The organism is Acidobacteriota bacterium, from assembly GCA_026707545.1.
Taxonomy (GTDB): domain Bacteria; phylum Acidobacteriota; class Thermoanaerobaculia; order Multivoradales; family Multivoraceae; genus Multivorans.
Window position 1 is genome coordinate 1,473,410 of the sequence record JAPOWR010000001.1, and the last position, 14,112, is coordinate 1,487,521.

The following is a 14,112-nucleotide window of genomic DNA, read 5'->3' on the forward strand; positions in this document are numbered from 1 at the left end:
AGGAGCCCCGCCGCCATGAACCCGAAGGATCTGCGCGTCTACTTCTCCTTCCGCTCCCCCTTCTCGTGGTTCGCCTTTCACCGGATCACGACGACCGGTGTGCTCGACTGGAACGGGATCGACGCGGTGCCGATCTTCCCCTTCGGCAAGGGGGCCAACCTCTCCGCCGGGCGCGCGAAGTCGAGCTACGTCCGCCAGGATGCGGAGCGGATCGCGAAGGCCTACGGACTACCGATGAACTGGCCGAAGGGCGGCGACGATCCGGACTGGTTCCCGCCGCACCAGATCTACGTCTGGGCACGGGGGCAGGGCAAGGCGATCGACTACGCACGCGAGGCGTTCATGGCCCGGTTCGGACGCGGCCTCGACCTCGCCAGCGACGAGGTCATGCGTGCCGCCGCGGCCGCCGCGGGCCTCGACGGCGACGAGGCCCTGGCCGTCGCCCACGATCCCAAGTGGAAGGACGCCGTCATGGCCGGCTTCGCCCACACGCGGGAAGACGGCGCCTTCGGCGTACCGCTCTTCATCTACCGCGGCGAGCGCTTCTGGGGCAACGACCGCCTGGACTGGCTCCTGCGGGAAGTGGCGCGCTCGGAGGGCCGGGAAGTAACCGACCTCGCGGCGAGCCCGCTGGCGCCGGTCTACTCCGCGTAGCTGCCACCACCCGGCCTGTGTGCTTCAATAGGGAGCCTTGCCCCTGTTCGAACAGCACCGCGCGCGCCTGGCGCGGGCCGAGTCGACCTGCCGCCGTCTGCCGGCCGCCTTCGCCGTCGTGGGCGGCATCGCGCTCGCGATGCTGCTCGGAATCACGGTGGCCGAAGTCCTGTGGCGCTATGTCCTGAACGACTCGCTGCCCTGGACCGAGGATGTCTCGACCATGTCGCTCGCCGTGGTGGTGGCCGCCGCGGTCGCCTACGGCGCCGGCGAGGGCTCCCACGTCTGCCTGAACCTGATCGCGCGTTTCGCGGCCAGACGGGTCACGAGGGTCACGGACGCGATCGCCCGGCTTCTGGGCCTGGGCGTGACGGCGCTGGCCGCCTACGCCCTGTTCGTCCACGGCAGTTGCGGGCCACCCTGCGGCGACGTGACCGGCAACGTCTCGATCCCGCATACGCCCTTCTACTACGTACTCGGCGCGTCGCTGGCTGTCTATGGATCCCTGCTCGCGTCCCAGATGCTCCTGGGTCTGGCCGTCTGGAACGCCGAAGACCCGAACGAGCCGGTCGAATGACGGCCGGAACCGGCATCGCGCTGCTGGGCTTTATCGCCCTCTTCGCCCTGCTCCTGATCCGCGTGCCCGCGGGGCTGGCGATGCTGATCGTGGGCGCGGCCGGGATCGCCATGATTCGCCCCGGCGCCGTCGTCCCGGTCGTGGCCGGGGAGATCTTCGCGGTCTCCTCCCGCTACTCCCTCACCATCCTGCCCCTGTTCATGCTGATGGGCAATCTGGCCCTGGTCTCCAGGATGAGCCAGGACCTGTACCGAGCCGCCCATAGCTGGCTCGGCCGCTTCCGGGGCAGCCTCGCTTCCGCGTCGATCGTCGCGTGCGCAGGATTCTCTGCTCTTTCGGGCTCGTCGCTGGCCGCCGCGCTGACGATGGGCCGCGTGTCGCTGCCCGAGATGCGGCGGTTCAGGTACGACGATTCGCTCGCTACCGGCGCCATCGCCGCCGGCGGAACGCTCGGCATCCTGATCCCGCCGTCGGCAGGGCTCGTGATCTACGGGATCATCACCGAGGAGAGCATCGGGCGCCTGTTCATGGCCGGAGTCATCCCCGGGATTCTGCTCACCCTCCTCTTCGTTCTTGCCATCTGGATCGTCGTCAGGCGAGACCCGGACAAGGCGCCGCACGCCACGGCGTCCGTTCCGTGGCGGGAACGGCTCAGGGCCACCGCGAGGGCGGCGTGGATTCTGGGCATCGTCGTCGTGACGATCGGCGGCATCTACGCCGGCATCTTCTCCGCGATCGAAGCGGCCGGAATGGGAGCGTTGCTGGCGCTGGTCGCGGCCTGTGTGCGGCGTACGCTGAACCGAAAGACCGTGATCGAAGTGGCGAACTCCACGCTGAAGGCGAGCGGCACCGCCTTCCTGGTGCTGTTCGGCGCGTTCGTGTTCAAGATCTTCCTTGGATTCACCGGCATCGCCTTCGTCGCCTCCGAGTGGGTCGGCGAACAGGGGTTCTCGGGTGCTCAGGTCGTCCTGCTGGTGCTGATCATGTTCATCGTCCTCGGCACCTTTCTGGACGGATTCGCGATGCTGGTGCTCACCGTTCCGCTGGTCCAGCCGATCCTCGAGTCGCTGGGCGTCGACATGATCTGGTTCGGTGTGATGATCGTCATCGCACTCGAGATGGGCTTGATCTCGCCTCCGGTCGGGCTGAACATCTTCGTCGTGAAGGGCGTGGCGCCAGACGTGCCGGTCCGCACGATGTTTCGCGGCATCGTTCCGTTCTGGCTTGCCCTCCTCGCGGCGATGGTTCTGATCGCGCTCCTTCCCCGCATCGCCACGTTGCTGCCGGACGCCATGTACGGATGAACACGAAGCGTACGAAGGGCTCGCGGCTCAAGGCGGATGACGAACTGCTCTACGAAGTCGACGACCGGATTCCCCGGCCGCTCGCGGTTGGGCTCGGCCTGCAGCTCGCCGCCCTAGGCCTCAACGGGATGGTCCTCCTGCCGACGATCGCCTTCCGTGCCGGCGGCGCCGAAGGTCTCGTGCTCTGGGCGGTGTTCGCCTCCGTCCTGGCCTGCGGTGCCGCCACGATCATGCAGGCCCTGCGGGTGCGACGGTTCGGGGCGGGTTACGTCCTGCCTCACGTCAGCTCGGCGATCTTCGTCGCCGTCTGCGCGGAGGCCCTGATCCAGGGCGGACCGGGGCTGCTCGCAACCCTGGTCGTCGTCTCGGCCCTCGCCCAGGTCGCGCTCTCGGCCCGGCTCGCCCTGCTCCACAGGGTTCTCACCCCCGTCGTCACGGGAACGGTCGTCATGCTCCTTCCCGTCAGCGTGATGCCGATTCTCTTCCGCATGCTGAACGAGCTGCCGCCGGGAGCCCCCGCGTACGCCGGTCCGCTGAGCGCCGGCGTCATGATCTGCACCTTCCTGGGGATCGCTCTCAAGGGCAAGGGGACCGCGCGCCTCTGGGCCCCCGCGGTCGGTATCGTCACCGGCGCCCTGACCGGCGCATTCCTCGGAATCTACGACGCCGGACGCGTAGCCGACGCGGCCTGGATCGGCATTCCCCAGGGCCGGCCGCCCGGACTCGACCTCGAGTTCGGTGCCGCGTTCTGGGCCCTCCTGCCCGCATTCCTGTTCGTGACGCTGGTCGGCTCGACGAAGTCGGTCGCGGTCGCGGTCGCCGCCCAGCGCGTGGCGTGGCGCCGGGCCCGCGCGGTCGACTTTCGGGCCGTGCAGCGGGCCGTGGCCGCGGAAGGCGCCGGGAGCTTGCTGGCGGGGCTGGCGGGAACGATGCCCAACACACTGAACGCGGGCGCCGTGTCCGCGGTGGAGATCACCGGCGTCGCGGCGCGCAGGGTCGCGGTCGTGTGCGGGTTGACCTTCGTCGCCCTGGCCTTCCTGCCGAAGGCGCTCGCTCTCATTCTCGCGATCCCTGCCGGGGTCGTGGCCGCTTCGGTTGCCGTGGTCATGGCGACGCTGTTCACGGTCGGCGTGCGTGAGGTCGCGAGCAGCATGGGGTCGAATCCCCGCAACGGCCTGATCGCGGCCGTCTCGTTCTGGACCGGTGTCGCCTTCGAGTTCGACATGATCTTCCCCGCCTTCTTCGCCGAGTTCGCGGGTGGTCTGTTGAGCAGCGGGTTGACCACGGGGGGCCTGCTGGCCCTCCTGCTCGCGGCGCTGACCGTACGGCGCAAGAGCCAGCTCAAGGGCAAGCTCGACACGGCCGAACTGCCGCGGATCAGGAAGTTCATTCAGGCGTTCGCCGCGCGCCACGGCCTGGAGTCCGTGGTGGACCGGCTCGAAGCCGCGACCGAGGAAACCCTGCTCACGCTTCTGCAGTCGCGCACGGAAAGCAAGGGGGAGGACGGCGCCCACGACGACGAGAGACCGGAGCTGCTTCTCCAGGCACGCGAAGAGGACGGAGAGGCCGTGCTGGAGTTCAAGGTCGGCGCGGCAAGCGCCGACGAACTCAATCTCCAGGACCGGCTGACGTCCCTCGACACGGAGACCCGGGCGGCCCGGGTCGAGCAGGAGGTCTCCCTTCGGCTGCTCAGACACCTCGCGTCCTCGGTTCGACACCAGCAGTTTCACGACACGGACATCCTGACTCTCCGCGTTTCCGCCGGCCCCCGGCGTGGATCCTGAGATGGCGAAGCCCAGCCGGATCCTCGTCCTCGGCCTGCTGCTCGCCTGCGGCTGCCGGCCCGCCTCCGACACCCGGGAACTGTCGCTCGCGCACTTTCTGCCAGCCGATCACCCTCTGGACGAGGCGGTGTTCACGCCGTTCTCGCAGGAACTCGCGGAGCTCTCAGGCGGCAGGCTGACCGTCAGACAGTTCCCCGCCGGCGCCCTCAACTCGTCGGCGCCGGCCCAGTACTCGATTCTGCGTAGCGGCGTGGCCGACATCGCCCTCGCCATTCCCGCCTACACCGCCGACCTCTTTCCCAGGACCGACCTGATCGCCTACCCCGGCATCTGCAAGACGACGAGGGACTGCACCGAGGCCATGCTGCGCGCCCGGTCGGTACTGGAGCCGGAGTACCAGGCACGGGTGCTGGCGCTCTGGTCCAACGCCGCCCCTGTGCTGCTCACCCGCAACGCGCCGGTACGCACGCTCGAAGACATGCGCGGGCTCAAGATCCGGGTTTCGACCCGGAGCGCCATCCCGTTCATCGAAGCGCTAGGCGCGAGCGCCGTCATGCAGCCCGGGACGGTCGTCCACCAGAGCCTGGCGACAGGAGTCATCGACGGCGTCGCGATCTCCCCCTCGGGGATCGTCACCTTCCAGCTCCACGAGCCGGCCGACTACCTGACCTCCTGGCTTCCCGCGTCCGGGCTGCCGTTTGTCCTGCTGATGAATCAGGAGGTGTACGACGGCCTTTCTCCCGAGGCGCGGGGCTGGGTCGACCAAGCCGCGGATGTCTCCCTGTCGATGGCCGGGGCCGTCGCCTACGAACGCGCCGGCGCCGAGGGGATAAGCCTGGCGGAGGAGGCCGGCGTCGAGACCATCGATCTTCCGGAAAGCGAGAAGCGCCGGTTCGAACGGGCCATCGCCTCCGTGCGTGAAGCAGGCCTTGCACGCCAGGTGGGCGAGTCGACGGCTGGCGAGGTCATCCGTCTGTTCGGGGGAGCGGGAACTGCCGAGACGCCACGTCGCCGACGATGACGACGCACGGCGGCTTGATCCGGCCTGAGTGGTCTCCAGCCGCCAACGTCTGAAGGGTGCAGTGCACCGTCCTCTGTTCGGTAGTGGTCGCCCGCTCGACGACTGCCACCGGCGTGGCGGGTCGGCGTCCGGCGGCGATCAGGCCGCGGCCGATGCGCTCCAGTCGACGCGCCGGCATCAGGACGACGACCGTGTCCGCGCCGGACAGACCGGCCCAATCCGGTTCGCCGCCTTCGGCGTTCCGCGCCGACACGACGGCGAAGCCCAGGGACACGCCGCGATGCGTCAGCGGGATGCCGGCGACCGCGGCCGCGGCCACGATGCTGCTCACGCCGGGAATGACCTCGCAGGGCACGCCCGCGGCGGCACAGGCTTCGATCTCCTCGCCGCCGCGACCGAAGACGGACGGGTCGCCACCCTTGAGCCGGACCACATGGGCACCGGCCCGGGCACGCTCGATCATCAGCTTCTCGATCCGGCGCTGCCGGGCCTGCACCTCGTCGCCGGGACGCTTGCCGACGTCGACGATCTCGGCGTCCGCCTTCGCCTCAGCCAGAAGCTCCGGGGCCGCGAGCCGGTCGTGCAGCACCACGTCCGCCGCCCGCAGCCGCTTCCGTCCGAGGACGGTGATCAGGTCCGGATCGCCCGGTCCGGCCCCGATCAGCGTGACCCGCCCCGGAGCGCTCATCCGCCCACCTCCTCCGCGGACACACCGAGAATCCGCTCCGCACGTTCGCGGGCTTCCGCCGCCCGGCCGTCGCGGAACAGCTCGAGCACGTCCGAATCCACGAGCTTGTACCAGCGCCGGCGGCGTTCCTCGAACTCGGGCACGGCCCGCGCCAGGGGCGCCCGCAAACGGCCCGCCAGCTCCAGCAGATCGCCGTACTCCGGCCCCAGTTCCCGCTCCAGCCGCTCGCGCAGCCGGACGGCCAGCGCCGGCGCCCGGCCGGAGGTTGAAATCGCGACGACGAGGTCGCCGCGCCGGACGATCGACGGGGCGATGAAACTGCAGTGATCCAGGTCGTCCTCCACGTTTGCGAAGATGCCGCGTCGCTCCGCCTCCTCGAAGAACGCGGCATCGCTCGACCCGTCCCCCGGCTCGCCGAGCGCCAGGAACGCACCTTCGAGGTCGCCGGGCCGGAAGGCGCGCGCAAGGTGCTCGATCTCGCCGCGTTCGGCCAGTCGGGCAAGGCGCGCCGTCACTTCCGGCGCGACAAGGCGCACGCGCGCACCACACGGCAGCAGGCCAGCCACTTTTCGCTCCGCCACGGGACCGCCTCCCACGACGACAACCAACCGCTCGGCGAGCGAGAGGAAAACCGGGTAGTACGACGGAGGATGAGTGCCGCTCAACGCGGCTGCAGCACGTGGAGCCCGCATTCCTTGCCGGTGTGCGACTCCCACCACCAGCGACCTCCGCGGGCCCCCTCTCCGGGCCGTGAAGGACGGGTGCAGGGCGCGCAGCCGATCGTCCGGTAGCCACGGTCGTACAGCGGGTGGTAGGGCACTCCCTGCTCGTGAATGTAGGCCCAGACCTGGTCCTCGGTCCAGTCGAGCAGCGGGCAGACCTTGACCAGACGCCCCTTCGTCCTCGTCACCCGGTCGACCTCGACCTTGTTCAGGACATCGCGCGTTGGCGTCTGATCCCGGCGCAGGCCGCTCAGCCAGGCGGGGGTGCGCGCCAGGGCCCGGCGCATCGGCTCCACCTTGCGCACACTGCAGCAACGTTGCCGCCCCGCGACCGAAGCGTAAAAGAGGTTCGGTCCCTCCCGCTTGACCAGGCGCGCAACGTCCGAGGCGCGCGGCGCGACGATCTCGACATCGACGCCGTAGTGCAGGCGCACATGCTCGATGTGCCGGAAGGTCTCTTCCGGCAGCCGACCGGTGTCGAGCGTCACGATACGAACCGGCAGGCCGAGCTGGTGGCACATGTGCAGGAGGACCATGCCCTCTGCCTGGAAGGACGTCGCCAGGGTCAGCCCACTCCCCCAACGGCCATGAGCCCAGCGCAGCACCTGCTCCGGGGTCGCGAGTTCCAACTCCATCGCCCAGCCGAGCACGCAGAGATCGCCGTCGGCGGCCGGGCCGGGGAACTCGAGAACGGCGCCGCCGAGGTCGCCTGGATTCACGTCGGTCGACATTTGTGACAAATACGATCACAAATGTCTTTTGGTTGCAACGGAGCCGATGTAGGGGCCTTCTACAGCGCCCGGAGCGTCGCCGCGAGGGCCTCGAGGTCGGAGCGGTCGTTGTAGACGTGGGGCGCAACGCGGATCGCCGTACCGCGAACGGAAACGAACACCCGGGCGGCGCGAAGAGCCGCCGCGGTGGCATCGGCGTCCAGTCCGCGGCGGGAACGCAACCCGAACAGGTGCGCGCCGCGCCACGCCGCGTCCTCCAGATCGAAACCCGCTTCGCGAAAGGCGTCCTCGAACGGCTCGAGCAGTTTCGCGCAGTAGCCCTGAACCCGCTCGGGGCGCCACTCGAGCACCATGTCCAGAGCGGCGTTCAGCATCGGAAGCTGGATCTGGTTGGCCCGCTCGCCCACGTCGTAGCGGGCGGCGGCGGGCCGATAGGCCTGCACGTAGTCGAGACGGCCGGCGACGAACAGCTCGCTGCTTTCCCGGGCGGCCCAGGGCTCTTCCAGAGGAACGCCGTCGTCGAAGCGCTCGCCAAACCACGCCAGACCGCTCTGGTATGGACCGAACAGCGTCTTGTAGGCGGCGACGACCAGTGCGTCGGGCGCTACCTCCTCGACGTCGAAGGGCATCGCACCGATCGACTGGGTGCCGTCGATGACGAACAGGGCACCGACCTCGTGCGCCCGCCGTCCGACCGCCGCAACGTCGAAACGCGTGCCGTCCGCCCAGTGGACGACCGGCAGGGCGACTACCGCCGTGTCCGCGTCGATGGCGTCCAGCAGCCGCTCGTTCCAGACCGCGCCCGGGCTCGGTTTCCCCATCGCCGGACGCTCGACCGTCCTCAACTCCCCACCGGCCTCGGCGGCCTTGCGCATCCACGCGTACACGTTGCTCGGGAACTGCTCGCCAAGGATGACGATGTTCTGCCCGCGGCCCACCGGCGTGTTCCGCGCCGCGGTCGCGATGCCGTAGGAGACTGCAGGGATGATCGCAACCCGCCGCGGATCCGAACCCCCGATCAGCCGCGCGAAACGTTCGCGCAGCGCGTCGGACTGGGCGAAGAAGTCACTCGTGAAGATCGTCGACGGATCGCGCCGCCGCGCCATTCCCCTGAGCCCCGCTTCCTCCACGTCCCGCGCCAGAGGCGCCATGTAGGCGCAGTTCAGGTAGTGCAGATCGTCCGGAAGCTGGAACCGTTGCCGCTGGCATTCGAGCATGGCCGGCGATCTTACGCGCGCGGCGCACGCTCATCCGAACAAGCCGGGGCGTCTATGCAGCCGCCAGGGCGCGGTCGAGGTCGCGGATCAGGTCGTCGACCGTCTCCAGACCGATCGAGAGCCGGACGACTTCCGGCCCGGCGCCGGCCGCGGCGCGCTGCTCGTCGCTCAGTTGACGGTGGGTGGTCGAGGCGGGATGGAGGATCAGGGAGCGGGCGTCGCCGACGTTCGCCAGGTGCGAGAAGAGATCGCAACCCTCCACGACGCGGATGCCAGCGTCGTAGCCGCCGCGAACGCCAAAGGTGAACACCGAGCCGGCGCCGTTCGGCATGTACTTCGCGGCCAGGTCACGGTACGGGCTCGCCGGCAGCCCCGCGTAGGAAACCCACTCGACCTTCGGATGTCCCTCCAACCACTCGGCCACCCGCAGCGCGTTTCCGCAGTGACGCTCCATCCGCAGAGACAGCGTTTCGAGGCCCAGCAGGATCAGGAAGGCGTTCATCGGCGCCATCGTGGCGCCCAGATCGCGCAGACCGACGGCGTGAGCGTGGGTCGTGAAGGCCAGGTCGCCGAAGGTCTCGCTGAACTTCAGCCCGTGGTAGGCCGGCTCCGGCTCGGAGAGGCCGGGAAAGCGTCCGGAAGCGCCCCAGTCGAAGCGGCCGCTGTCGATCACCGCGCCCCCGATCACCGTGCCGTTGCCGGAAAGGAACTTGGTCGCCGAGTGGACGACCACGTCGGCACCCCACTCCATCGGCCGGCAGAGCCACGGGGTCGCCAGGGTGCTGTCGACGATCAGCACGGCCCCGGACGCCTTCGTCAGTCCGGCGAGAGCCTCCAGATCCGAGACGACGCCGCCGGGGTTGGCCAGGCTTTCGATGAACAGTGCCTTGGCGCCCGCGTCCAGCGCCGCCTCGACAGCGGTCAGGTCCTCCGTGTCGACGAAGTCGCAGTGCCAGTCGAACTTCGCGAACGTTCTGCTGAACTGCGTGATGGAACCGCCATAGAGCCGGTTCGAGGCAACGAACCGCGAGCCAGGCTCCATCAAGGGGAAGAACGCGAGGACCTGGGCGGCGTGGCCCGACGCACAGCAGGCGGCCCCGCGTCCTCCTTCCAGGCTCGCCAGCCGCTGCTCCAGGGCGGCCACGGTCGGATTCCCCAGGCGGGAGTAGATGAACCCGAACGTCTGCAGATTGAACAGCGACGCGGCGTGATCCGCGTCGTGGAACGCATACGCCGTGTTCTGGAAGATCGGCGTCTGCCTGGCGCCGGAGATTGGTTCCGGGACGGCCCCGGCGTGGATCATCCGGGTCTCGAACCCCCAGTCCGGCTCCCGCGGACCCTTCAAGCTCACCCCGACCTTCCGCGTCCGGGGGCAGGCACCAGCCGCGGGCGCCGGCTGGAAATCACGCCGCTGTCGACGCCGCCCCAACCCAGCTCGCCCCACAGGCGGCCGTACTCGATCTTCGGGCAGCGATTCATGATCACGGTCAGCCCAGCCGCCTCGGCCTCGGCAGCGGCCTCGTCGTTGCGCACGCCAAGCTGCATCCAGACCACCTCGATTCCCTTCTCCTCGCGCAGCCGGATCGCATCCCTGGTGATCTCCAGAGCCGCGTCCGAGCCGCGGAAGACATCGACCATGTCGACCGGCGCCGGAACGTCCGCCAGGGACGCACGAGCCGGCTCACCGAGGATGGACGCCCCTCCCGCCGCCGCCCGGGGATTCACCGGGATCACGCGGTATCCCTTCTCCTGCAGGTACTTCATGGCGAAGTTCGAGGGACGCTTCCAGTTCGGCGAGGCGCCGACCATGGCGATGGTTCGCACCCGGCGCAGGATGCCGGCGAGCAGCGCGTCGCTGTAGGTGAGGGCGGAAGTCACCGCGCGGATGTTAGCGCCGGTCGCCCGTCGGCGGTCAGCGCGGCGGATGGGCCGCAAGACCCTCCTCGTCCGGCTCCGTGCCCCAACCGGGAGTGTCCGGCACGATCAGGCAGCCGTCCTCGAACTCCGGCTCACAGGTGAAGACCTCTCCGTCCCAGGGCAGCCGGTCGATGTCCGTCTCCATGATCCGCAGGTTCGGCACCGCGGCGCTCATGTGCGCGTTCATCATCGTCGCCAGGTGGCCGTAGTAGTTGTGCGGCGCCACGTTCACCTCGTGGGCTCCCGCCAGGGCGGCGATCTTCATCGACTGCCAGACGCCGTTCCAGACGGCGTCGATGATCGCCACGTCGACCGCCTCCGCGCGCAGGAATGGCAGAAAGGCGGCGGGCGTGATCAAGGTCTCGCAGGAGCTGATCGGGTGCCCGCTCTCCTGACGAACGGTCGCCAGACCTTCCGCCGACGGCGTGTCGATCTCGATCCAGAAGAGGTCGAGGTCCGAGAGCGCCCGCACGATCTGGCGGTAGCCCGAGATCTTCGCGTTGAAGTTCAGGTCGAGCAGGATGTCCATGTCCGGTCCGGCCCCCTCGCGCAGCGCCTCGAGGTGCCGCCTTAGGTTCGAGATGACCTTGCGGTCGACGTTCTGGCCGGGCTCGAAGGGCCGGCCGAAGCCAGGCGCCCAGCCCCGGGGCGCGCCGCTCGCGTAGTCGAAGATGTTCGTCTTGAGCGCTGTGAAGCCGCTTTCGCGGACCTCCTCTCCCAGGGCGACGACTCCTTCGATGTCGGTGATCGCGTTCCCGTAGACCTGAGGCAACCCGATCCGCCACGTCGCGCAGTGCGACCAGTACACACGCACCCGCTCCCGTACGCGCCCGCCCAAGAGATCGCAGCACGGGACGCCAAGTTCCTTCGCCCGGGCATCCAGCAGCGCGTTCTCGATCGCCCCGATCGCCATCGCCATGACGCCGGACATCGACTGCCGCGCCCGCGTCAGCAGACGCTGGTAGATCCGCTCCAGGTCGGCAACGCGCATGCCGACGATCACTTCGCCGAGCTGCTCGATCACCGTGGTCACGCCGAGCGCGCCCTGGTGCTGGTCGTACTCGCTCCAGCCGACCAGCCCCTCGTCGGTGATCAGCTTGACGAAGTGGTAGTTCCGCCAACCGGCGTCGCAGTGGCGAGTTTCGATGCGAGCGACGTTCATGCGGTGCTCCTCTCCGTGGCCACTGGACCACCCAGCCAGTCCCGAACCACGTCCTCGGTGTCCCGTCCCAGGGAGGGATTCGGCTCGAGCGGTCCGGACGGTTGCCCCTCGAACCGAATCGGACTGGTAGGCAGCCCGATGCTGCCCAGGGCCGAATGATCGACTGTCTCGAAGAAACCGCGCTCCCAGAGGTGCGGATCCGAGTTGACCTCGGCCAGGTCGCGGACCGGCGCGCACGGTACGCGGCGGAAGCGCGCTGCCTCGTTGATCTCGGCACGGGTCAGGGCGGCGGTCCACTCCGCGACCAGGCCGTCCGTCTCGTCCCGATGGGCGACGCGGGCCTCGTTGGTCCGGAACCGCCGGTCGGCGGTCAGATCCTCCCGCTCCATCGCTCCCAGCAGGTTGCGCCAGTGCCTTTCCGTGATGCAGATAAGTGCCACGTGACCGTCACGGCACGGGTACACGTTGTAGGGCGACACGCGCCCGTGCCGGTTGCCGGAGCGTCCCGGGAGCGTCCCCTCGTGGTGCATCACCCCAAGCTGGGAAAGCAGCGTCGGATAGACCGCCTCCTGCATCGCCACTTCGACCAGTCGACCCGTTCCCGTGCGCTCCCGTTCGTAGAGGGCACTGACGACGCCTGCGTAGAGGTGCGTTCCGCCAAGGAAGTCGATGAACGCCGGACCGGCCTTGAGCGGATCGCCGCCGACCACGCCGTTGACGCTCATCACCCCCGACCAGGCCTGGACTGTAATGTCCATGCCAAGCGACTCATGGTCGGGACCGCTCAGGCCGTAGGCGGTGCCCGAGGCGTAGATCAAACGCGGGTTCAGCTTGCGGAGCATCTTCCAGCCCACGCCGAGCCGGTCCAGCACGCCTGGTGCGAAGTTCTCGATCAGCACGTCCGCGACCCCGGCCAGCCGTCGCAACAGTTCCCTACCCTCCTCCTGCTTCAGATCGCAGGTCACGGAGCGCTTGTTCGTGTTCAGGAAGGCGAGCGGAAAGGAGGGCGGCCCGCCGTGGGCTTCGCGCCGCCGTAGCGGCTCGCCGCGCGGCGGCTCCACCTTGACCACGTCCGCGCCGGCCTGGGCGAGCAGGAAGCCGGCATACGGCCCCTGGTAGACCTGACCCAGGTCCAGGACGCGGATCCCGGCGAGAGGTCTGGGCGCCTTCAATGGAACGAACCGCCGATCACGTCGCGGGCCACGATGAGGCGCTGGATCTCGTTCGGCCCCTCGCCCACGCGGCGGATGCGCAGCTCCCGGTACCAGCGCTCGAGCGGCAGGTCCTTCGTCATGCCGTAGCCGCCGTGGATCTGCATCGCGCGGTCGACGACGCGGCTCGCACCCTCGCTCGCCACCAGCTTGCAGATCGCCGCCTCCGTCCGGAACGGCTTGCCTGCATCCGCGCGCGCCGCGGCCTCCAGGGTCAACGCCCTGGCGGTCCGCAAGTCGATCTCGTTGTCGACGATCATCCACTGCACCGCCTGCCGCGTCGCCAGGTAGTCGCCGAACGTCTTGCGCGTCTTGGCGTAGGCGATCGCCATCTCCTGCGCCTTGAGCGCCACGCCGACGCAGCCCGCGGCGTAGGGGATGCGGTTGCGGCTCAGCCGGTCGTTGGCGATCGCGAAGCCCTGGTTCACCTCGCCGAGCACGTTCCGGCCGGGCACCCGCACCCGGTTGAACTCGAGTTCCGCCGCGTAGTGGGTGGAGCGCAGGGTGTGGACGATACGCCGTACCCGGAAGCCGGGCATGTCCGTATCGACCAGGAAGCAGGTGATCCCCTTGCGGCCGAGTTCCGGGTCGGTCCGCGCGAAGACGATGCCGAAGTCCGCCTTGTCGGCGCCGGAAATGAACGTCTTCTCTCCGTCGAGGATCCAGTCGTCGCCGTCGCGCACCGCGGTCGTGCGGATGGCGCGGGCCGGATCGCTGCCTCCGGAGGGCTCGGTCAGGGCGAAGAAACCACGCTTCTCCCCTCGAAGCACCGGATAGAGGTAACGCTCCTTCTGGCCGTCGTCCGCCTCGTACAACTGCGCCAGCCCGGCGCCGCCGAACACCCCGTAGCAGGGCGCGTACAGACCGGCCCGGTGCTGCGCCATCTCGAAGGCCATCAGCGTCCTGGTGACCAGGTCGATCCCGGGACCGCCGTACTCCTCCGGGATGTCCAGCCCGTAGAAGCCGAGTTCCTTCGTCATCGCCACCAGCCGGTCACGGTGGCGTGGCGGCAGTTCGCTCGCGTCCGGGTCCAGGTCGGTCTCGAGCGGAACGATCTCCTCGCGTACGAAGCGGCGCACGGTCTCGAGGATCAGTCTCTGCTCGGTGCTGAGTTCGAAGTCCAT

Annotated in this window: 14 protein-coding genes; 5 read left to right on the forward strand and 9 right to left on the reverse strand. The window is 69.1% G+C overall.

The features are described 5' to 3' along the window. Window positions 1-15 precede the first annotated feature (15 nt). The 5 genes from OXG83_05855 to OXG83_05875 are packed head-to-tail and all read left to right on the forward strand — an operon-like array spanning window position 16 to window position 5,340. Window positions 16-654: a DsbA family protein gene (locus OXG83_05855; protein MCY3964538.1), complete on the forward strand. Its 639-nt coding sequence runs from the start codon at window positions 16-18 to the stop codon at window positions 652-654. 37 nt (window positions 655-691) lie between these two features. Beyond that, complete coding sequence (locus tag OXG83_05860; protein ID MCY3964539.1) at window positions 692-1,231, forward strand: TRAP transporter small permease subunit; 540 nt, start codon at window positions 692-694, stop codon at window positions 1,229-1,231. Continuing rightward, entirely contained in the window at window positions 1,228-2,535 is a 1,308-nt protein-coding gene (locus OXG83_05865) for a TRAP transporter large permease (protein ID MCY3964540.1), read from the forward strand. Before OXG83_05860 ends, OXG83_05865 begins: the two co-directional genes overlap by 4 nt. Next, window positions 2,532-4,319, forward strand: coding sequence for a hypothetical protein (locus OXG83_05870; protein MCY3964541.1), 1,788 nt, complete (start codon window positions 2,532-2,534; stop codon window positions 4,317-4,319). Before OXG83_05865 ends, OXG83_05870 begins: the two co-directional genes overlap by 4 nt. Window position 4,320: 1 nt before the next feature. Then, entirely contained in the window at window positions 4,321-5,340 is a 1,020-nt protein-coding gene (locus tag OXG83_05875; GenBank protein MCY3964542.1) for a TRAP transporter substrate-binding protein, read from the forward strand. Here OXG83_05875 and cobA read toward each other — a convergent pair. Genes cobA through OXG83_05920 form a run of 9 tightly spaced genes read right to left on the reverse strand, consistent with a single transcriptional unit; the run spans window position 5,285 to window position 14,112 of the window. After that, on the reverse strand, window positions 5,285-6,028 hold the full coding sequence (gene cobA, locus OXG83_05880; protein MCY3964543.1) for a uroporphyrinogen-III C-methyltransferase: 744 nt from the start codon (window positions 6,026-6,028) through the stop codon (window positions 5,285-5,287). The genes OXG83_05875 and cobA overlap by 56 nt on opposite strands. Beyond that, window positions 6,025-6,720 carry a bifunctional precorrin-2 dehydrogenase/sirohydrochlorin ferrochelatase gene (locus OXG83_05885; GenBank protein ID MCY3964544.1) on the reverse strand — a complete coding sequence of 232 codons (696 nt, stop codon included), beginning with the start codon at window positions 6,718-6,720 and terminating at the stop codon, window positions 6,025-6,027. Before OXG83_05885 ends, cobA begins: the two co-directional genes overlap by 4 nt. Continuing rightward, complete coding sequence (locus tag OXG83_05890; protein ID MCY3964545.1) at window positions 6,690-7,481, reverse strand: phosphoadenylyl-sulfate reductase; 792 nt, start codon at window positions 7,479-7,481, stop codon at window positions 6,690-6,692. Before OXG83_05890 ends, OXG83_05885 begins: the two co-directional genes overlap by 31 nt. Window positions 7,482-7,540: 59 nt before the next feature. Continuing rightward, a complete protein-coding gene (locus tag OXG83_05895; protein MCY3964546.1) occupies window positions 7,541-8,698 on the reverse strand; it encodes an aminotransferase class V-fold PLP-dependent enzyme in 1,158 nt (385 codons plus the stop codon). 52 nt (window positions 8,699-8,750) lie between these two features. After that, window positions 8,751-10,001, reverse strand: coding sequence for an aminotransferase class I/II-fold pyridoxal phosphate-dependent enzyme (locus OXG83_05900; protein MCY3964547.1), 1,251 nt, complete (start codon window positions 9,999-10,001; stop codon window positions 8,751-8,753). A gap of 44 nt (window positions 10,002-10,045) precedes the next feature. After that, window positions 10,046-10,576: a CoA-binding protein gene (locus tag OXG83_05905; GenBank protein ID MCY3964548.1), complete on the reverse strand. Its 531-nt coding sequence runs from the start codon at window positions 10,574-10,576 to the stop codon at window positions 10,046-10,048. Between the two features lie 34 nt (window positions 10,577-10,610). Continuing rightward, window positions 10,611-11,777: a mandelate racemase/muconate lactonizing enzyme family protein gene (locus tag OXG83_05910; GenBank protein ID MCY3964549.1), complete on the reverse strand. Its 1,167-nt coding sequence runs from the start codon at window positions 11,775-11,777 to the stop codon at window positions 10,611-10,613. Next, window positions 11,774-12,949 carry a CoA transferase gene (locus OXG83_05915; GenBank protein ID MCY3964550.1) on the reverse strand — a complete coding sequence of 392 codons (1,176 nt, stop codon included), beginning with the start codon at window positions 12,947-12,949 and terminating at the stop codon, window positions 11,774-11,776. The genes OXG83_05910 and OXG83_05915 overlap by 4 nt, the downstream gene beginning before the upstream one ends. After that, window positions 12,946-14,112, reverse strand: coding sequence for an acyl-CoA dehydrogenase family protein (locus OXG83_05920; GenBank protein MCY3964551.1), 1,167 nt, complete (start codon window positions 14,110-14,112; stop codon window positions 12,946-12,948). The genes OXG83_05915 and OXG83_05920 overlap by 4 nt, the downstream gene beginning before the upstream one ends.